The sequence below is a fragment of the Cobetia sp. UIB-001 genome (assembly GCF_044789135.1).
GTDB lineage: Bacteria > Pseudomonadota > Gammaproteobacteria > Pseudomonadales > Halomonadaceae > Cobetia > Cobetia amphilecti.
Window position 1 is genome coordinate 2,277,919 of record NZ_CP058244.1, and the last position, 19,488, is coordinate 2,297,406.

A 19,488-nucleotide genomic window follows, 5' to 3' on the forward strand; every position below is an offset into this window, starting at 1 on the left:
CATGGCACGTGAAGCACCTCAAGGCTCTCACTTTATTCTTTACAGAAATAAGAAGGCGATCAGTTATAGCGAGAAGATGCCTGCTGGCGCGGCGATTGGCAAGACCTGCCGAGTGAGTTTTGCTCAGCTCGGCAGGCGCTTGTCGCATGCAGAATGCTGCATTACTGGATGGGTGCCAGCAGATAGGCCGCGCGCGAGACCAGCTTGCGCCACATCGGCCGCGCATCCAGCTCTTCGCAGCTGATTTCACGACAGTGGCGGAAGTCTTCCTCAAGCATCGCCTCCACTTCCGAGGCGAACTGGTGATCGGGCACGAACGCCGTGATCTCGAAGTTGAGGCGGAAGGAGCGATTGTCGAGATTGACGGTGCCGATGGTCGCCGTATGGCTGTCCATCAACATCACCTTCTGATGCAAAAAGCCTGGCTGATAGCGGAAGACACGCACGCCGGAGCGAATCATCTCGGACAGGAACGAGAACGCCGACAGGAATACCAGCAGGTGATCGGGACGCTCAGGAATCATCACCCGCACATCCACCCCGCGCAGCGCAGCGATCTTGAGCGCATCCTGCACGCCCTGGTCCGGCACGAAATAGGGGCTGGTGATCCAGATGCGACTGACCGAGGAGTGAATCGCCTGCTGCACCAGCAGGCTGGCCGTCTCGCGGCGGTCCGCCGGGCCGGAAGGCACGATCACCACATGCTGACATTCGTCACAGCTGATCTGCGGCTGCCATTCGAGCGACAGCACCTCACCGGTTGCCCAGTGCCAGTCTTCCCAGAAGGCTTCCTGCAGGCCCATCACGCTGGGCCCCTCAAGCTTGAGGTGGGTATCACGCCAGGCGCCATAGCGCTCGGAATGGCCCAGATATTCATTGCCGACATTCAGCCCGCCGACGAAGCCGACGCGGCCGTCGATGACGGTGATCTTGCGGTGATTGCGGAAGTTGATCTGGAAGCGATGGCGCCAGCCGCGCGAGGAGTTGAAGGCGCTGACCTCACACCCCGACTCCAGCAGATCATTCAGATAGCCATCGGGCAGCTTGCGCGAGCCGATCTCGTCATACAGGAAACAGACCCGCACGCCGCGTTCGGCGCGGCGCATCAACTTCTGCTTGAGGCGCACCCCCAGCTCATCGTTACGCACGATGAAGAACTGGATCAGGATGTAATCCTCGGCGGCGTCGATGGCGTGAAACAGCGCATCGAAGGTGTGCTCGCCATTGATCAGCAACTTGGCGCGGTTGCCAGTGGTGACCGGCATCATCGCCAGACGCTCGATGGCATCCAGATGGGTGGGATTGCCGCCCAGCGGGCGTGACAGCCACGGCGACAGCTTGGGCCGAAAGCGCATCAGCACGCGACGCATGGTCGAATCACGCTCCTCACGAGCGCTGACGTAACCATAGAAGCGTGGACGTCCGAACACCCAGTACAGTGGCAGCGCCACGTAGGGGAATGTCAGCAGACACAGAATCCAGGCGATCGCCCCTTGTGAAGTGCGGCTCGACATCAGGGCCATGACGGCGGACATGGCACCGAGGATATGACTGGTCAGCAGGAGAAAGCCGAGTAGCCAGGCGGTCATTGCAACTCCATTGCAGGCGTCAGGGTTGCCAGAGTATGCCACAGCAGCGCGCGCGACGATGCCGTTGCGTTGGCGCTCGGGAAGATGTCTTGAGCGCCGCAAAGCCAAGAACCCCGCCGATGAGCGATCACGGGCGGGGTTCTTCAGGTCATCTCACAAGGACACTTGCCACAAGGACGCATGCCACAAGGACGTGACGATTCATCACTCGGCCGTCATCAGGCGCGGCTGGCGATGATTTCCTTCCACTTGGCCGGGCCCGTCTGGTGCACGGAGACGCCCGCGCTGTCGACGGCCACGGTCACCGGCATGTCTTCGACCTCGAATTCGTAGATCGCTTCCATGCCCAGGTCTTCAAACGCCAGCACGCGCGACTTCTTGATCGCCTGGGCGACCAGGTAGGCAGCGCCGCCGACGGCCATCAGGTAGCTGGACTTGTTGTCACGGATGGCGTCGATCGCGGTCGGGCCACGCTCTGCCTTGCCGACCATGCCCAAGAGGCCGGTCTCTTCCAGCAGGGTGCGCGTGAACTTGTCCATGCGGGTCGCGGTGGTCGGGCCAGCCGGACCGACGACTTCGTCACGGATCGGGTCGACCGGGCCTACGTAATAGATGAAGCGCCCCTTGAGGTCGACCGGCAGCTGCTCGCCGCGCGCCAGCATCTCGGTCATGCGCTTGTGAGCCGCATCACGGCCGGTCAGCAGCTTGCCGTTGAGCAGCAGGGTGTCGCCCGGCTGCCAGCTCTGCACTTCCTCAGGCGTCACGGTGTCGAGATTGACACGCTTGACGCTGTCGCCCGCTTCACGGGTGATTTCCGGCCAGTCCTCGAGCTTGGGTGCCGGCAGTTCTGCCACACCGCTGCCATCCAGGGTGAAGTGCACGTGACGGGTCGCCGCACAGTTCGGAATGATCGCCACCGGCTTGTTGGCCGCGTGGGTCGGGTAATCCATGACCTTGATGTCGAGCACGGTGGTCAGACCGCCGAGGCCCTGAGCGCCGACGCCAGTGGCGTTGACCTTCTCGAACAGCTCGAGACGGATCTCTTCGGCGCGGTTGGAGGCACCACGCGCCTGCAGTTCCTGGATATCGATCGGCTCGAGCAGGGACTCCTTGGCCAGCTGCATCGCCTTCTCGGCGGTACCGCCGATGCCGATGCCCAGCATGCCGGGCGGACACCAGCCAGCACCCATCTTCGGGATCTGCTCCAGCACCCAGTCAACCACGGAGTCGGACGGGTTGAGCATCGCGAACTTGGACTTGGCTTCGCTGCCGCCGCCCTTGGCCGCGACGTGGATCTCGACGCTGTCACCCGGCACCAGCTTGTGGTGAATGATGGCAGGCGTGTTGTCCTTGGTGTTGGCACGCTTGCCGTCCGGATCTGCCAGCACGGAGGCACGCAGCACGTTGTCCGGCAGCAGATAGGCGCGACGCACGCCTTCGTTGACCATGTCATCCAGGCTCATGTCGGCCTCGAAGCGCACGTTCATGCCGACGTGAACGAAGACGGTGACGATACCGGTGTCCTGACAGATGGGACGATGACCCAGGGCACACATCCGGGAGTTGATCAGGATCTGCGCGATGGCATCCTTGGCGGCAGGATTCTCTTCACGCTCGTACGCCGCGTTCATGGCGTCGATGAAATCCTTCGGATGGTAGTAGGAGATGTACTGCAGCGCGTCGGCGACGCTCTGGATCAGGTCATCCTGGCGGATCACGGTCATCAGGATCGGCTCCTCAAGGGCAAGCGATGGGAAAGACAGACACACTGGCGCGCAGGGCACAGGGGCGATTACTGTTGTCAGGCACGGCAATCGCGCCGCCACGGGGCGAGCGTCAGGTCAGGTGCGCAGGATTATACCTCATGCGAGCACGAGGCGGCAGAGCGAATCCTGCAACCCGCAAGTCATGAGAATTCAGCAGGTTATGGCCCAGTCTGCGTGAGGCTCTCCCGCCCGGAGCCGTCTGCTTCGCTGCCGGCAGTCGCTTGCATCGCGAGGCGACTGACGCCGTCCCGTTGCGGTACCGTCTTGTCATGCAGCCTCTCCTTTTTTAACCACGATGACCGCTCAATGACGCCACGCACCTGTTCACCACGCCCCTGCTCGCCACCCTCCTTCTCGTCACGCTTCTTCTCGAGACGTCTGCTGTCACTGGCCGCTGCCACGCTCACTGTGTTGCTGGCAGGCTGTGGCACCCAGCCGGGTTCTGGCGCAGGTGACGGGAGCGATACCTTCGACTGGGTGACGTCCTCCCCCCACGGCAAGAGCAATTCGCGGGTTCGCCATCTGGTGTTGCACTACACCGATGATGATCTGCGCGGCTCCCTGATCAGCCTGACCGGCTCTCAGGTCAGCGCGCATTATCTGCTGTCGGCGCCGATGCCCGCGACCGGCCTGCCGCGCGTCTATCCGCTGGTACCGGAAGCGCGCCGCGCCTGGCATGCCGGGGTCAGCCAGTGGGGTGAGCGCAGCAACCTCAATGACACCTCCATCGGCATCGAGATCGTCAATGCCGGGCCGCTGGCACTGGTGCCACTGCAGGCAGGCGAGCAGGAAGACGCCACGGCGGCGGTCGCCAGACGCTGGTCCCCCTCGCGTGACTTCGCGCCGTGGAGCGAGGCGCAGAACAGCGCACTGATCACGCTGCTCAAGCCCATCATCGCGCGCCATGGCATCAAGGCGGTGGATGTCGTCGGGCATTCGGACATCGCCCCTGAGCGCAAGACCGACCCCGGCCCGCGCTTCCCCTGGCAACGCCTGCATGACGCCGGTATCGGTGCCTGGCCACGCACCTCTGACGTGCTGTGCTTCCAGCGCCAGCTGGCAAGCGAGGGACTGCCATCACAGCAGGTTCTGCTCACGGCGCTCACGCATTACGGCTATCCGGTGGACGCCGCACGTCCCGAATTGGCGATTGCCGCGTTCCAGGCGCATTTTCGTCCCGGGGCGATCAGCGGGGCCTTCGATGCCGAGAGTGCCGCGATATTGCTGGCGCTCAACTCACGTTACCGCCAGTCGCCGGGCTGCCAGCCGACCTGAGGCCGCCAGGCGTGGGGCCCGAGCAGTCATCTAAATGTCATTTCTCTGTCACATTCCTGACGCAGCATCGGTTCGTCCTTGACGCGTTAAACAGATTTGCATGGCAGTTTGACGACCGCCGTCTACTCTGGGATGAGGCATGACCAGAGAGGGTCATGGACAGACAAGCTAGCGACTGGCTCGGAGAAGCCGGAATACCCCAACACTATGAGGTTCATCATGGCTGACAACATTCTCAGTGCAGTACCTGATACGGCAGCAGACATGACAATACCCGCCACATCCCCCGGCGCTCTCGGATTCGTCGTCTGTGATGACACTCGTATCTACGGCGCGGGCATGAGCGAAGAAGACTGCCTCGACAACGCCCTCGAGTGCCTGTGTGGTTACTGTGAGCGCAGCGCGCTCAAGAAGATGCTGGAACTGTGCCAGACCGGCGTGCGCTACCCCTTGCGCCAGCTTCCCGCCAGCCAGGCATGCGTCAACAGCTGCCAGGCCTCGGGCCCCACCGATCATTTCCGCATTCATGACGGCGTCGCCTACATGCCCGAAGAGTTTCCCGAATCGCTCTCTGCCTGACCTCTGCACACGCAGGTCACTGGTACCGATAAAGGGACTGGCACGAGCAGCACACCACTGACCGAGCCAGCCTTTTCCCTCTTCTCCCCACACTTCCACCTCATTCCCATCTCGAGAGCGAAACAAGACGCCGCCCCCGGCACTGACGATTCAGTGCCGGGGGGCGGCGTCCTGGTGTGGTGAACCCGATCGACCTGCGAGCGATCAGCCTCCGAGATAGGCGCGGCGTACATCGTCATTGGCCAGCAGCGCCTTGCCGCTGTCCGCCAACACCACTCGACCATGCTCCAGCACATAACCGCGATCGGCGATCGACAGGGCACGATGGGCATTCTGCTCCACCAGGAAGATGGTGGTGCCCTGCTCGCGCAGCTGCTCGACGATCTCGAAGATCTGCCCGATCACGATGGGCGCCAGCCCCAGCGATGGCTCATCGAGCAACAGCAGCCGCGGCCGACTCATCAGGGCGCGCCCGATGGCCAGCATCTGCTGCTCTCCGCCGGACATGGTGCCGCCGCGCTGTTGGAAGCGCTCCTTGAGACGCGGGAAGAGCCCCAGCACGTGCTCGATGCTGCGCTCGTTCTCCTCCTTGCTCTGGTAATAGCCACCCATGGCCAGGTTTTCCTCCACCGTCATGCCGGTGAAGATGCGGCGACCTTCCGGCACCACCGACAGTCCACCGCGCATCACGCGCGCCGTGGGCGTGCCGGTAATCTCCTCGCCCTCGAACCACACCCGCCCGCTGGTTGGCCGCGGATCGCCACAGATCGACATCAGAAGCGTCGTCTTGCCGGCGCCGTTGGCACCGATCAGCGTCACGATCTCGCCCTGGCCGACGGCCAGCGAGACATCATTGAGCGCCTGCACCGGCCCGTAGTGGGTGGTCAGATGCTCGAGGGCCAGCATGGCCTCCCGGGGCGCGAGCTCCTCACCGGCAAGCGTGGCCTCGGGCGTCACGTCTTCGACATGCTCACTCATGATCACTCTTCCCCCAGATAGGCCTTGATCACGGCATCATTGCGCCGTATGTCCTCCGGACTGCCATCCGCCAGCGGCTGGCCCTGATTGACCACGTAGATGTGGTCCGAGATGCCCATCACCAGGCTCATGTCATGCTCGATCAACAGCACCGAGATGCCCTCATCGCGGGTCAGGCTGACGATCAGATCATCCAGATCACGCGTCTCGTTGGGGTTGAGGCCCGCCGCCGGCTCATCCAGCATCAGCAGCCGCGGCCTGGCGACCATGCAGCGCGCGATCTCGAGTCGACGCTGCTGGCCATAGGCCAGATTGCCGGCCTCGCGGTTGGCGAATTCGAGCAGACCGACTCGCTCCAGCCAGTCGCCGGCATGCTGCATCAGCGCCTTTTCACTGCGTCGATAGCCCGGCGTCTTGAACAGTCCCTTGAGAAGATTGCGTTCGGCGTGCATGTGCTGCGCCACCAGCAGGTTCTCGATGACGGTCATCTCCTTGAACAGCCGCACGTTCTGGAAGGTGCGCACCATGCCGGCCTGGGCGATGCGATAGCCCGGCAGTCGATGCATGGCGCGATTCTGGAAATACACCTCGCCGCCGGTGGGCTGATAGAAGCCGGAGATGCAGTTGAAGACAGTGGTCTTGCCCGCACCGTTCGGCCCGATGACCGACACCACCTCGCCCGGATGCACCTGAAGCGTCACGCCGTCCACGGCCTTGAGGCCACCGAACTGCATGGTGAGATCGCGCACATCCAGCAATGGCGCTCCGCCCTCGGCGCGCGCCTGACGACGCGAGGAGGCGACCGGTATCGGATTGTCGTGGTCTTGCCTGTCGCGGTCCTGCTTGTCACGGACCTGCTTGTCGCGGACCTGCTTGTCATGTGTATCAGCCACGGTCGAGCTCCATCTGCGGTCGTTTGAGCGGCACCAGGCCCTGAGGACGCCAGACCATCATCAACACCATCATCAGTCCGAACAGCAGCATGCGATATTCATTGAATTCGCGTGCCAGCTCCGGCAACAAGGTCATGGCGATCGCCGCCAGGATCACGCCCAGCTGCGAGCCCATTCCGCCCAGCACCACGATGGCCAGAATGATCGCCGACTCGATGAAGGTGAAGGACTCGGGGCTGATGAAGCCCTGACGCGCGGCGAAGAAGGCGCCGGCGAAACCCGCGAAGCTCGCGCCGATCGTGAAGGCCGAGAGCTTGATGCCGGTGGGGTTCATGCCCAGCGAGCGACAGGCGATATCATCCTCACGCAGCGCCTCCCACGCCCGCCCGATGGGCATGCGCAGCAGGCGGTAGATCACGAACAGCGTGATCAGCACCAGGATCAAGGCCAGCAGATACAGGTAGATCACCTTGAGGGCCGGGTCGTAGTCGATGCCGAAGTACTCATGGAAGGCGATGTTGCCCTCGTCGGCTCGCCGCGAGAACTCGAGGTTGAACAAGGTCGGCTTGGGAATGCGCGCGATGCCATTCGGGCCACCGGTCAGCTCGGTCCAGTTGTTGAGCAGGATGCGGATGATCTCCCCGAAACCCAGCGTCACGATGGCCAGGTAATCCCCGCGCAATCGCAGTACCGGGAAGCCGAGCAGATAGCCGAACAGCGCCGTCATCAACCCGGCGATGGGCAATGCCTCCCAGAAGCTGAAGCCCAGATAGCTGTTGAGCAGCGCATAGGTATAGGCCCCGACGGCGTAGAAGCCCACGTAGCCGAGATCCAGCAGCCCGGCGAGCCCCACTACCACGTTGAGCCCCAGGCCCAGCATGATGTAGATCAGCGTCAGGGTGGCGAGATCCACCGCCGAGCGGTTGGAGAGGAACGGAAAGATCAGCAGCGCGCCGATGGCCAGCATGATCCACAGTTGACGCTTCTGGCCGCTCATCACATCGGGGACGCTGAAACGTGAGGGTTTGCGGGTACGCGCCCGCCACTCCTCGATCTGCGGGCGTACCAGCTGATGCAGGAAGACGGCCAGCGCCGCAGCCAGCAACCAGCCCCAGGTGTCCATGCCCATCAAGCGCACCGTGGTGGTGATGCCGGTGGATTCGAGCTGCACCCCCAGCACCGAGCCGCCCAGCACGAGGGTCAGCACGGCGGCCGCGAGCGCCGACCACCAGGGACGCCGATAGGCAGGCTGGGGCGGCAACGTCTCGGCAGGCGAGGTGCCCGCCTTCTTCAGAGTCTGTTTCGCAAGCTTGGGCATCAGATCTTCTCCACTTCGGGCTTGCCGAGAATCCCGGAGGGACGGAACAGCAGAATCAGGATCAGCAGTCCGAAGGCCACCACGTCCTTGTATTCCGTGGACAGGTAACCGCCGGTCAGCGCCTCCGCGACCCCCAGCAGCAGTCCGCCCAGCATCGCGCCGGGGATGCTGCCGATCCCGCCCAGCACCGCCGCCGTGAACGCCTTGAGACCGGCCAGGAAGCCGATGTAGGGATTGACCACGCCGTAGTACATGCCGAGCAGCAGGCCCGCCACGGCGGCAAGCGCCGCCCCGATCACGAAGGTCATCGAGATGATCATGTCGGTATTGATGCCCAGCAGACGCGCCATGCCGGCATCCTGCGAGCAGGCACGACAGGCACGCCCCAGGCGGGAGCGCGAGATGAAGGACGACAGCAGCAGCATGCACACCAGGGTGACGCTGAAGATGATCACCTGCATGTAGGAGAGATTGACCGCGAAGCTTTCCAGCCCGAACTCCCAACCGCCCGGAATCAGGCTGGAGATCGCCATGTCACGCGAGCCCTGGGCCAGCCGCATGTAGTTCTGCAGGAAGATCGACATGCCGATCGCCGAGATCAGCGCGATCAGACGCTTGGAGCCACGTACCGGACGATAGGCCACCCGCTCCACGGCAAAGCCGTAGGCGCAGGACACCAGCACCGCCACCAGCAAGGCGGCCGCCATCAGGAAGAAGGGGTTGGCGATGCCCAGCATGCCCAGCGCCGCGATGACGATGAAGGTCACGTAGGTGCCGATCATGTAGATCTCGCCGTGGGCGAAATTGATCATGCCGATGATGCCGTAGACCATCGTGTAGCCGATGGCGATCAAGGCATAGGTACTGCCGATGGTCAGGCCATTGATGACCTGTTGCAGGAAGTAGAGGATGTCTTCCATTGAAACGACCCTTGGCCGCGACTGTCTTCGGCTTGTGGCCGGTGACCGTCAGGGAAATGCCGCATGCGCGGCGACAACGGGAAGGCACGGCGATATTGCATCACCGTGGACTCGACCGAACGGAGAAGCCCGCCATGCCAGGAGGCATGACGGGAAGCGTCTCGGGGTTGATCCACCACGGCCACAAGAGGTCTCGAACAAGGTCTCAAATGATCGCTCAAATGAGGTACCGAATGAGATGTCACATGGCCGTGGCGAAGGCTGGGCTCAGACGAGCAGAGGCCAGCCGATGATCAATGTGCCGCTTCGCTCTTGGTTCCGTCGGCGTGCCAGTTGTAGACGACGAAGTTGAAGTCCTTCAGATCGCCCTTCTCGTCGTATTCGACCTTGCCGATGGGCGTGTCGAAGCTGTTGGCGCGCAGATATTCGGCGACGTCATACGGGTCGGTGGAATCGGCGCCCTTGATGCCATCGGCGATCAGCTCCACCGCGGTGTAGGCCGGCATGACGAACGGGCCGGAGGGGTCCTGATCCTTGTCCTTGAAGGCCGCGACCAGGTCGGCGTTCTTCGGGTCTGTCTCGAAGGCCGGCGGCAGCGTCACATAAAGCCCTTCGGAGGCCTGACCGGCGATCTTGGAAATGTCCGGGTTGCCGACCCCTTCCGGGCCCATGAAGGGGGCATCGAAGCCCAGCTCACGCGACTGACGCAGCAAGAGGCCCAGTTCCGGGTGATAGCCGCCGTAGTAGACGAAGTCGACGTTCTCCTTCTTGAGCTTGGAGATCAGCGCCGAGAAATCCTTGTCGCCCGCCGTGATGCCCTCGAACAGCACCACATCGATGCCCGCCTCCTCGACGGTGTCGCGCACGCCGGTGGCGATGCCTTCCCCATACTGCTGCTTGTCGTGGATCACGGCCATGTGCGTGGGCTTGATCGTCTCGGCGATATAGCGCCCGGCGACCGGCCCCTGCAGGGAATCCAGGCCGATGGTGCGGAAGACCAGCTCATAGCCCTGCTCGGTGATGGTCGGGCTGGTGGACGCCGCCGTGACCATCATCACGCCTTCCTCGGCGTAGATGTCCGAGGCCGGCTGGGTCGCGCTGGAGCACAGGTGACCGATCACGTACTGGACGCCATCATTGACGATCTGGTTGGCCACCGCCACCGCCTGCTTGGGATCACAGGCGTCGTCGTATTTGACGCCCTTGAGCATCTCGCCGTCGACGCCACCGGCGGCATTGATCCGTTCGATGGCCATCTCGGCACCGATGAACTGCATGTCACCGTACTGGGCGACCGGCCCCGTGACCGGGCCTGCCATGGCGATGGTGATATCGGCCTGAGCCTGGGTGGACATCGCTGCGGCGATACCGAGAGCGAGAAGAGACCTGCGCATCATGATGAGAATTCCTGTTCCCGATTATTGTTGTACTACGGCCGGGCAGACCTGACTGACGCCTGGTGGCAGCGCTGGGCTGACCGAAAAAGGCTGGCGACAGTGTCTGTCATTCGCTGACCTTGTGCGCCGCTGCCAGCCTGCAGGCAGGGGGTCGACACTTCAGGAATGCCTTGAAAGCATTATTGGCAGCAGCGAATACGCATGTAAAGTGACCGTTTGGGCGCTCATGAATGCGGCTCGGCAGCCTGCCAATAGCGAAAAGCACCACGCTTTCCAATGTGGCCAGACAATCCTCGGAAAACCCGATCAAAGCCAGTCATTGGCACATGCCAACACGCGGATAACAGGATTTCCCTCTCCTATTGCACCATCAGGACGCACCGCACCCCCCTGCCCGGCTACGCCCAAGGTTGTAAGAGAAGCAATCCTGCCGCCCTCCCCGAGCAACCGCCTGCTCCTGAGCCATGCACTGAGCTGCAATGAGACGAGTAGTAAGGCAACAGGTAAGATAACGGGATAACTTGTTGATGGCACTTCCCCGTCAGATACCCGCCAGCCCTGAACGCCACGCGCCCGACGATGGGTGACATCGTCGGGCGCGCAGGGTCATGCCTTTAGCAACGCGAATGCTGGGGGGTGGAGAGTAGCGTCAGCCCAGCGCGATCAGGCGATTGCGGACATCGTTGATCTGGTCGCGCAGTCGACCGGCTTCCTCGAACTCGAGGTTCTTGGCCGCGGCAAACATGGCATCTTCGAGACGGCTGATCTCCTTCTCGAGCGCCTGAGGGCCTTCGGCCGCCAGCGCGGCGTAGTCAGGCGTCTCTTCCGCCACCTGACGCTCGCTGCCCTTGCGACGGCTGCTCTTGCGGCCCGGCGCCTGGGCGCCTTCCATGATATCCGCCACCGACTTGGTGATGGTGCGCGGCGTGATGCCGTGCTCATCATTGAAGGCCATCTGCTTCTCGCGACGGCGTTCAGTCTCGGCAATGGCCCGCTGCATGGAATCGGTGATGCGATCCCCGTACAGAATGGCCTTGCCGTTGGCATTACGCGCCGCGCGACCGATGGTCTGGATCAGGGAGCGTTCCGAGCGCAGGAAGCCCTCCTTGTCGGCATCCAGGATCGCCACCAGCGAGACCTCCGGAATATCGAGGCCCTCACGCAGCAGGTTGATGCCGACCAGCACATCGAACTTGCCCAGACGCAGGTCACGAATGATCTCGACGCGCTCGACGGTGTCGATGTCGGAGTGCAGATAGCGCACCCGCACGTCGTGCTCGCCCAGATACTCGGTCAGGTCTTCCGACATGCGCTTGGTCAGCGTGGTGATCAGCACGCGCTCGCCGACCTTGGTGCGCGCGCGAATCTCCGAGAGGACGTCATCCACCTGGGTCGAGGCCGAACGTACCTCGATGACCGGATCGAGCAGCCCGGTGGGACGTACCACCTGCTCCACCACCTGGCCGGCATGCTCTTCCTCGTAGGGGCCAGGCGTCGCCGAGACGAATACGGTCTGCGGCAGGATGCTCTCCCACTCCTCGAATTTCATCGGGCGGTTGTCGAGGGCCGACGGCAGGCGGAAGCCGTACTCCACCAGCGTTTCCTTGCGCGAGCGGTCACCACGATACATGCCGCCGACCTGCGGCACGCTGACGTGGGACTCATCGATGAAGACCAGCGCGTCCTTGGGCAGGTAGTCGAAGAAGGTCGGCGGCGCATTGCCGGGATCACGCCCCGACAGATAGCGCGAGTAGTTCTCGATGCCGTTGCAGTAACCCAGCTCCATCATCATCTCGATGTCATAGAGGGTACGCTGCTCCAGGCGCTGGGCCTCGACCAGCTTGTCGTGCTTGCGCAGGTAATCGAGACGCTCGACCAGTTCTTCCTTGATGTGATCGACCGCAGCGACGATGGTCTCGCGCGGCGTCACGTAGTGACTCTTGGGATAGATGGTCATGCGCGGTACCGACTCGGCCACTTCACCGGTCAGCGGATCGAACAGCCAGATGGAATCGATCTCGTCATCGAACAGCTCGACACGCACCGCCTGCTCTTCGGAGTCGGCCGGGAAGATGTCGATCACGTCGCCGCGCACCCGATAGGTACCGCGCCGGAAATCCATGTCGTTGCGGGTGTACTGCAGCTCCGCCAGACGCCTGAGGAAGCCGCGCTGATCGATCTGCTCGCCACGATTGAAGTGCAGGCGCATCTTCAGGTACTGGTCCGGGTCACCCAGGCCGTAGATGGCCGAGACGGAGACCACGATGATCGCATCGCGGCGCTCCAGCAGCGCCTTGGTCGCCGACAGACGCATCTGCTCGATGTGGTCGTTGATCGAGGCATCCTTCTCGATGAAGGTGTCCGAGGAGGCGACGTAGGCTTCGGGCTGGTAGTAATCGTAATAGGAGACGAAATATTCGACGGCGTTGTCGGGGAAGAACGACTTGAACTCGCCGTATAGCTGCGCCGCCAGCGTCTTGTTGGGGGCCATGACGATGGCCGGGCGCTGCAGGCGCTCCACGATGTTGGCCACCGTGAAGGTCTTGCCGGAGCCGGTCACGCCCAGAAGGGTCTGATGCGCCAGGCCCGCGTCCAGGCCGGTGATCAGCTTCTCGATGGCCGCCGGTTGGTCACCGGCCGGCTGAAACTTGGAATCGATGCGAAATGGTTTACTCATGCGCTCTCAATGGTGGCAGTCAGTCGGGTCTTCAACTGACGACAGGCAGATGATTGCCCGGCGGCATCATTCGCTCGCGGGCGCTTCTCGACTGGTCACCGAGACCCGGGTGCTGGTCATCAGGCGATGGATGGGGCAACGCTCGGAGATCTCGATCAGACGCGCGCGGGTCTCGGCGTCCAGCTCATGGCCCTCCTCGGCCAGAAACTGCATGCTGACCGTGAGACGATATTCGCTGTTGCTGCCACGGCGCTCGTCGCTGTCGTCCCGGTCCACCGTGGTGATGATCCCTGCCAGCGGCAAGCCCTTGCGCCGGGCGTACATCTGCACGGTGATCGACTTGCAGGCCCCCAGCGACAGGTCGAAGTAGTCATGCGGGTCCGGGGCGCTCTCGTCGCCACCGACCACCGCCGGCACATCGACCAGCAACTCATCAAAGCTTGCGACCTGTACCCGTTGCACGAAACTGCCTGACCGACGGCTGATTACCTCGATGCTCATTCGTCACCTCCCTGTCGCTGATCTATCCGTGATCCCGCTCGTGAGACCTTGTCTGCTTGTCGCCTGTCCCGCGTCACCGCACTGCGGTCACTTGACCTTGTAACCGGCCTTCTCGACCGTCTTGACCAGCGCGTCATAACGCACCTGACCGTCGACTTCGGCAAAGCCACGTCCGACCTCGGCTTCCTTGACGCCATCCATCATCATCAGCGCCGTGGTGACCTTGTTGACGTCCTTGACGCTCTCGACGCCGATCAGAGTAAGAGAAAAGCTGGCCATCGTGTCATTCCTGTCATGCAGTAAAAAGGGGCGCCGCGGCGCATTGCAGCCGTCAAGAATAGCACGGTTGCCTGACAGTCAGCGCGCATCAGACTCGTCGCGAGCCAGGCCGCAGAAACGGCTGACAGGACGGGAACACTGATTTGCCCGTTCTTTTCTGCCACTTGGGGCACAAGGGGCTGACAGCCGCCAGCTGGCGCGTGACAATGCGGGCATCCGACATGCCGCATGGTTGCCAGTGCGCAACCGGCAGTTCACTCCTTCGCAACAGGATGGTGGTAGATGAATCCCTTGAAGACCCTGATGCAAGACCACGGCTACCAGCTCGGCGAGGACGGCCGCCTGACGCTGGGTGAGCCAGCCGACGCCTCCATGCCACTCGCTGACATGACCAAGAATGTACTGACCGAAAATGTGCTGACCCCGCTGGACAATTTCGAGGTACTCGAGGTCTGCGGCAAGGATGGCGAACGCTTTCTGCAGGGACAGACCTCACAGCAGCTGAGCCTGGTCGATGGCGAGCTGGCGCCGCTGACGACCTTCTGCACCCCGAAGGGACGCATTCTGGCCATGGCCCAGCTGCTGCGCGTCAGCGAAGAGCGCCTGTGGCTGGTGATGCCGGCTGGCACCGCCGAACCGCTGCGTGCCCATCTGGCCAAGTTCGCGCCCTTCTACAAGGTGACGCTGGAGGTGTCGAGTGAGCTGAGCGTGCTCGGCCTGCTCGGCGAGCAGACTCTGGCGGCCTGTGCCGACGCCCTGGCGGCACCTGCGCTGGCCGGGCATGACCTGGCCATGCGCTCGGTCCTCCCGTCGCCCCTGCAGTCGAGCGAGGACGATGAACCGCAGACCTGCGCGCTGGCGCGCCAGCCGTCAGGCAATACCCCGCGCGCGATACTGGTCGGCCCGCATGCCGCCCTGGCAGACCTCGCGACGGCGCTTTTCGCACGTGATGTGGCCGCCAGCGATGACACCCGCTGGTGCCTGGAAGATATCCGCGCCGGTCTGCAATGGGTCACCTCCGCGCAGACTGACAGCTGGCTGCCGCAGATGCTCAATCTGGAAGCCCTCGCCGCGATCAGCTTCAAGAAGGGCTGCTACACCGGTCAGGAAGTCGTGGCCCGCGCCCACTTCCGCGGCCAGGTCAAGAAGCGCCTGCAACGCCTGACGACGGCGCAGCCGGCCGACTTGCCGGCGGTGGGCAGCAAGGTCACAAGCCCCGACGGCAAGTCCCTCGGCGAAGTGCTGCAGGCAGCCCATGATGAGCAGGGTCGCCTGGAGCTGCTGGCCGTGATCAGCCTGCGCGATGAAGAGATCGCATTGGCATTGGAAGATGGCACCCAGCTTGAGCGCAGCGCGCTGCCCTATGCCGTCGAGCGTCGCGACCCGGAGCAGCTCAAGGGCTGAAGGGTACGGCTTGAAAGGCTGATCGCCCTGAGGGACTGATCGCTTGAAAGCCGCCACAGGAAAGCCCCGCACGTGCCAACGTGCGGGGCTTTCGTCTTTCACGGATTGCAGACCTCACGCACCTGCCGGGGCTCACAGCCCTTCCGGCAGCCAGCCATCTCCTGCGATCAGGTGCTCGATCAGCTCCTGCACCGGCATCGGTCGTGCATAGAGATAGCCCTGATGCAGCGAGCAGCCATGCGCGAGCAATTCGGCTCGCTGCTCCGGCGTCTCGATGCCTTCGGCCACCACTGCAAGATGGAAGGCCTCCGCCAGCCCCAGCATCGCTTCGATCATGGCCTGCCCCTTGCTGGAGCCCAGCGCCGTCACGAACTGCCGATCGATCTTGAGCTTGTCGAACGGTAGCCGCTGCAACTGTGACAGCGAGGAGTAGCCCGTGCCGAAATCGTCCAGTGCCAACGCCACGCCGTGAGCCCGGATGGCCTGGAACAGCACGGCCAGGGCCTGGATATCTTCCGGCAGCTGGCTCTCGACTAGCTCAAGCGTCAGACGCTCACACAGCTCCGGATGCCGGAACAACATGTCCAAGTCTGACAGGAAGCGCTTGTCCATCATGTGGCGCACGGTCACGTTGACGCTCAGATGCAGCTCATGGCCGCTCTCGTGGACGCGCATCAGGGTCGCGATGCTCTCCTTGAGCACCCAGCGCCCCAGCGCGACATCCAGGCGGGCGGACTCGACGATGGCCATGAAATCCGCCGAGCCCATCAAGCCATGTTCCGGGTGCTGCCAGCGAATCAGCGCCTCCGACAGCTGCAAGCGGCCGGTACGCCCGTCGACGATCGGCTGCACGAAGAGCCTGAGCTGATTCTCGCGCAGCGCGACGGTGAACTCGGCCTCCAACTGCTTGAGGCGACGCAACTCACGCTCCGCCTCCTCATCGAAGAAATGCCACTCGCGTTGGCATTGCTGGGTATCGTGCAAGGCACGTTCAGCGCGATAGACCAGCGCATCCACCTGATGGCCATCCTCGGGATAGCGCGTGATGCCCAGGCTCGGCTGCAGATAGATCACCTCATCATTGAGCGTGACCTTGTCGCGCACGGCATTCAGCAGGTTGTCCAGCCAGCCGCTGATACCGCCACGCGTCGCTTCCAGCAGCCGGCGCTGGACCATGATCAGCAGCCTGTCGGTCTCGAGGCGCGCCACATCGCCGGAATTGCCCAGCAAGGGAGCGATACGCTTCTGGACCTGCTCCAGCTGGTGATTGCCCGGCTCGGCGCCGGCATGATCGTAGAGCACCTGCAAGCCGCCGATCCTAAGCGCCATCAGCACGAAGCCCTCCATCGGCGCGACCTCGCCCAGCTGGTCAATCCGCACCTTGATCAGGCGCAGCATGCCTTCACGACTGAGCAGACCGGTATCGAGATCCGTCTCGCGCTCCTCGAGCAACTGGTGCTGGAGCAGCACACGCTCCTGCTCCAGCCCTCGTACCACCAGCGTATCGAGGGTCATGTCCAGCAACGGCATCATCTCGGTGGCGTTGAGTCGATGGCCGCGACTGGCCACCAGCAGCAATTCGCTGCGTCCGGGATGCGGCGAGACCGAATAGCCCATCAGCTGGCTGGCGCCCAGTCGCTGACACAGCAGCAGCGCGCGATCTTCCTGCTCATCGACACTTTTGTCGACGCTCCCATCGCCATCGCGTCGCGAGCGATCACCGGCTGACACGCACACGCGCCCCACCGGCAGGCGCCAGAGAGGATCACGCCGCAACGATGCTTCACTCAACCACTCACGCTCATCATGACTCTGCAGAATCAGGTAGCCGGCGTTGGGATTTCCCACCTCACGCCGATAGATGATGATCTCTGCCCCCAGCATCTCGCGCACGCGCTGCAGGTAGCGGGTGAGAGAGGCACGCGCATTCTGCGGCGTGTGGGTTTCATAGGGGACGCTCAGGAATTGCTGGTTGAGAATGCTGTGGCGCTGGTATTGATGCTCGAGATAGGCGCCATAGGCCCGACTCGCCCTGCGGCGCCGACTGTCGCGCACCAGCATGCCGATGGTGCCCATGCCCGCCAGCACAATGATCAACAACAGCACCGCCAGCGGAGTGCCCATCTCCTGCAGCAACTGAGCGACGCGATTTTCATCCTGCCAGCAGGCCTTGGCATGGTTGTAGCGATCGGCACGACCAGAAGCGGGCAAGGCCACGCAGACCTGCTGCGTCGCTATGGGCTGTGGCATGGCGTTGCTGATCACCTGCAGACCCTTCAAGCCCAGCACGGCCGCCTGCTCGTCCAGCAGGTCTGTCGTGAGCGGCATGCCCAGAATCAACAGCCCCTGCTCATCCTGCGCTGGCAAGGCCTCCTCATCCTCGTAGAGCCCCTGCATGCCGATCAGCCATGGCTGGTTGTCGACGATCAACCAGGCCAGCTGAGGTTGTGTCGGTGACTGGCGGGCCGCCTGCATGACGGGGGCGAGTGCACGTCGCCAGCTCACCGGCTGCTTGCCCAGCCAGTCGGCCCCCGGCGACCCGGCGTTGTGCTGCACCCAGGCGGCCACCTGCCCATCGCCACGCACGGCAGAGATCAGATGTATGCCGGTATTGATGGCGAACTCGGGGCCATACATGTACTCGAGCCAGGTCGTGTCGAGCTCGGGCTCGCGCAGAAACCTGGTCACGGCTTCTTCCCAGTAGCCGTTCTCCTGCAACTGTCCCGCGAGCAGGCGCTGTTCACTCTGGACCCACAAGGCCAGCCGCTGCCGGTCGGACTCACGATCCGCCTCGCGGGATTGCGTGATCTGGCTGGCCGTCAACCAGGCGGTGGCCAGCAATGCCGCCAGCAACAGCAGCGGCAGCAGGTACATCCGATAGCGGGGGCCAGCAGGCAGGGAGGCGTGCGCGAAGACAGCAGAAGACTCGTGTGCCGGCACACGAGAGGAGGAACGCGATGCTGAAGAATCTGACATTGATTTACCGATGATGAGGCGACCTCCTGAACCGGGTCGGCAGGCTGTCGCCTGGCCTTTGAGGTCAGTCTAGATCAGACGTTCAGTTGAAGAATACGCTGCACATTCGTCATGGTGGATAACGCGATATCGTGGCGACTGCTCGAACGCAGTTCCGCCACCACATCCGCGACCTTGGCCACTCGCGATGGCTCATTGCGCTGGCCCTGAAATCCGCACAGCGGCATGTCGGGGCTGTCGGTTTCCAGCACGAAGCCATCGTCGGGCAGTGACGCCACCACTCCGCGCAGCTTGTTGGCACGCGGGTAGGTCACGCTGCCGCCCAGCCCCAGCACGAAGCCAAGCTCGAGAAAGCGCTCCGCCTGCACCTGACTGCCCGCGAAGGCGTGGATGATACCGCCACGGGTGAGTCGTGCCTGCTTGATACGCTTGGCGACTTCGTCATTGGCGCGCACGCAGTGCACGATGACAGGCAGGGAGAATTCGCGTGCCATGCTCAGCTGGGCCTCGAACAGCTGCCATTGGGCGTCATGATCGGCCAGTCGCGCATCGAAGCCACATTCGCCCAACGCGACGATCTGGCCAGCATGCTGATCGAGGGCCTGATGAAGCGCTGCCAGCGCGCCCTCACCATGCTCGGACAGAAAATAGGGATGCAGTCCCAGGGAGCCGAAGATACGCGCCGATGAATCCGCCAGCGCCAGCACTGCCGAAAAGCTTGCCACCGTGGTGGCGGGCACCACGAAGGCCGAGACGTCTTCCTGCTCGGCACGCGCGATGACCGCCTCACGATCCGGCGTGAAGTCAGCGAAATCCAGATGACAATGGCTGTCGATCAGCATGGAATCTCCCGGTGATGGTCGTACAGCCATCGTGCTATATCCGCGTGTGTCAGACAAACGAAGGGACCGGCCTGGTGGCCGGTCCCTTGAGGAC

General features: G+C 63.1%; 15 protein-coding genes. 3 read left to right on the forward strand and 12 right to left on the reverse strand.

Going from position 1 to position 19,488, the window contains the following annotated elements:
* Positions 1–161: 161 nt before the first annotated feature.
* Together cls and HA399_RS09555 are read right to left on the reverse strand one after the other, a co-directional pair.
* A complete protein-coding gene (gene cls / locus HA399_RS09550; protein WP_054556992.1) occupies positions 162–1,589 on the reverse strand; it encodes a cardiolipin synthase in 1,428 nt (475 codons plus the stop codon).
* Between the two features lie 218 nt (positions 1,590–1,807).
* The gene (locus HA399_RS09555; RefSeq protein ID WP_054556993.1) at positions 1,808–3,313 is read right to left on the reverse strand and encodes a fumarate hydratase; all 1,506 of its coding nucleotides are present in this window, start codon (positions 3,311–3,313) and stop codon (positions 1,808–1,810) included.
* Positions 3,314–3,661: 348 nt separating this feature from the next.
* Here HA399_RS09555 and HA399_RS09560 point away from each other — a divergent pair, with 348 nt between their 5' ends.
* Together HA399_RS09560 and HA399_RS09565 are read left to right on the forward strand one after the other, a co-directional pair.
* A complete protein-coding gene (locus tag HA399_RS09560; RefSeq protein WP_404324789.1) occupies positions 3,662–4,630 on the forward strand; it encodes an N-acetylmuramoyl-L-alanine amidase in 969 nt (322 codons plus the stop codon).
* 264 nt (positions 4,631–4,894) lie between these two features.
* Positions 4,895–5,209: a hypothetical protein gene (locus HA399_RS09565; protein ID WP_404324790.1), complete on the forward strand. Its 315-nt coding sequence runs from the start codon at positions 4,895–4,897 to the stop codon at positions 5,207–5,209.
* A 204-nt stretch (positions 5,210–5,413) separates the two neighbouring features.
* Here HA399_RS09565 and HA399_RS09570 read toward each other — a convergent pair whose 3' ends face one another.
* The 8 genes from HA399_RS09570 to HA399_RS09605 all read right to left on the reverse strand — a co-directional run bounded on the left by HA399_RS09570 (position 5,414) and on the right by HA399_RS09605 (position 14,172).
* On the reverse strand, positions 5,414–6,115 hold the full coding sequence (locus HA399_RS09570) for an ABC transporter ATP-binding protein (protein ID WP_043336899.1): 702 nt from the start codon (positions 6,113–6,115) through the stop codon (positions 5,414–5,416).
* Positions 6,116–6,189: 74 nt separating this feature from the next.
* Positions 6,190–6,945 (reverse strand): high-affinity branched-chain amino acid ABC transporter ATP-binding protein LivG, encoded by a 756-nt coding sequence (gene livG, locus HA399_RS09575; protein WP_082388869.1) that lies wholly within the window; start codon positions 6,943–6,945, stop codon positions 6,190–6,192.
* Between the two features lie 127 nt (positions 6,946–7,072).
* Complete coding sequence (gene livM / locus HA399_RS09580; protein WP_082388855.1) at positions 7,073–8,398, reverse strand: high-affinity branched-chain amino acid ABC transporter permease LivM; 1,326 nt, start codon at positions 8,396–8,398, stop codon at positions 7,073–7,075.
* Entirely contained in the window at positions 8,398–9,318 is a 921-nt protein-coding gene (gene livH, locus HA399_RS09585) for a high-affinity branched-chain amino acid ABC transporter permease LivH (RefSeq protein WP_043336883.1), read from the reverse strand. Before livH ends, livM begins: the two co-directional genes overlap by 1 nt.
* Before the next feature lie 293 nt (positions 9,319–9,611).
* Positions 9,612–10,712, reverse strand: a complete 1,101-nt coding sequence (locus HA399_RS09590; RefSeq protein ID WP_404326949.1) for a branched-chain amino acid ABC transporter substrate-binding protein — start codon at positions 10,710–10,712, stop codon at positions 9,612–9,614.
* 652 nt (positions 10,713–11,364) lie between these two features.
* A complete protein-coding gene (gene uvrB / locus HA399_RS09595) occupies positions 11,365–13,392 on the reverse strand; it encodes an excinuclease ABC subunit UvrB (protein ID WP_404324791.1) in 2,028 nt (675 codons plus the stop codon).
* Between the two features lie 66 nt (positions 13,393–13,458).
* Complete coding sequence (locus HA399_RS09600) at positions 13,459–13,893, reverse strand: OsmC family protein (RefSeq protein ID WP_054556999.1); 435 nt, start codon at positions 13,891–13,893, stop codon at positions 13,459–13,461.
* An 87-nt stretch (positions 13,894–13,980) separates the two neighbouring features.
* Positions 13,981–14,172, reverse strand: a complete 192-nt coding sequence (locus tag HA399_RS09605) for a hypothetical protein (protein WP_054557000.1) — start codon at positions 14,170–14,172, stop codon at positions 13,981–13,983.
* Positions 14,173–14,454: 282 nt separating this feature from the next.
* Here HA399_RS09605 and HA399_RS09610 point away from each other — a divergent pair, with 282 nt between their 5' ends.
* Positions 14,455–15,576, forward strand: a complete 1,122-nt coding sequence (locus HA399_RS09610) for a YgfZ/GcvT domain-containing protein (protein ID WP_404324792.1) — start codon at positions 14,455–14,457, stop codon at positions 15,574–15,576.
* A gap of 132 nt (positions 15,577–15,708) precedes the next feature.
* Here HA399_RS09610 and HA399_RS09615 read toward each other — a convergent pair whose 3' ends face one another.
* Together HA399_RS09615 and HA399_RS09620 are read right to left on the reverse strand one after the other, a co-directional pair.
* Positions 15,709–18,552: an EAL domain-containing protein gene (locus HA399_RS09615; RefSeq protein WP_404324793.1), complete on the reverse strand. Its 2,844-nt coding sequence runs from the start codon at positions 18,550–18,552 to the stop codon at positions 15,709–15,711.
* 74 nt (positions 18,553–18,626) lie between these two features.
* Positions 18,627–19,394: a TatD family hydrolase gene (locus HA399_RS09620; RefSeq protein ID WP_404324794.1), complete on the reverse strand. Its 768-nt coding sequence runs from the start codon at positions 19,392–19,394 to the stop codon at positions 18,627–18,629.
* Positions 19,395–19,488 lie beyond the last annotated feature (94 nt).

Excerpts from the sequence above, each read along its gene's own strand:
- cls (WP_054556992.1), bottom strand. The coding sequence starts at position 1,589 with ATGACCGCCTGGCTACTCGGCTTTCTCCTGCTGACCAGTCATATCCTC.
- HA399_RS09605 (WP_054557000.1), bottom strand. The coding sequence starts at position 14,172 with ATGGCCAGCTTTTCTCTTACTCTGATCGGCGTCGAGAGCGTCAAGGAC.
- livH (WP_043336883.1), bottom strand. The coding sequence starts at position 9,318 with ATGGAAGACATCCTCTACTTCCTGCAACAGGTCATCAATGGCCTGACC.
- HA399_RS09590 (WP_404326949.1), bottom strand. The coding sequence starts at position 10,712 with ATGCGCAGGTCTCTTCTCGCTCTCGGTATCGCCGCAGCGATGTCCACC.
- HA399_RS09570 (WP_043336899.1), bottom strand. The coding sequence starts at position 6,115 with ATGCTGGCCCTCGAGCATCTGACCACCCACTACGGGCCGGTGCAGGCG.
- livM (WP_082388855.1), bottom strand. The coding sequence starts at position 8,398 with ATGCCCAAGCTTGCGAAACAGACTCTGAAGAAGGCGGGCACCTCGCCT.
- HA399_RS09600 (WP_054556999.1), bottom strand. The coding sequence starts at position 13,893 with ATGAGCATCGAGGTAATCAGCCGTCGGTCAGGCAGTTTCGTGCAACGG.
- HA399_RS09555 (WP_054556993.1), bottom strand. The coding sequence starts at position 3,313 with ATGACCGTGATCCGCCAGGATGACCTGATCCAGAGCGTCGCCGACGCG.
- HA399_RS09565 (WP_404324790.1), top strand. The coding sequence starts at position 4,895 with ATGACAATACCCGCCACATCCCCCGGCGCTCTCGGATTCGTCGTCTGT.
- uvrB (WP_404324791.1), bottom strand. The coding sequence starts at position 13,392 with ATGAGTAAACCATTTCGCATCGATTCCAAGTTTCAGCCGGCCGGTGAC.
- HA399_RS09560 (WP_404324789.1), top strand. The coding sequence starts at position 3,662 with ATGACGCCACGCACCTGTTCACCACGCCCCTGCTCGCCACCCTCCTTC.
- HA399_RS09620 (WP_404324794.1), bottom strand. The coding sequence starts at position 19,394 with ATGCTGATCGACAGCCATTGTCATCTGGATTTCGCTGACTTCACGCCG.
- HA399_RS09610 (WP_404324792.1), top strand. The coding sequence starts at position 14,455 with ATGAATCCCTTGAAGACCCTGATGCAAGACCACGGCTACCAGCTCGGC.
- HA399_RS09615 (WP_404324793.1), bottom strand. The coding sequence starts at position 18,552 with ATGTCAGATTCTTCAGCATCGCGTTCCTCCTCTCGTGTGCCGGCACAC.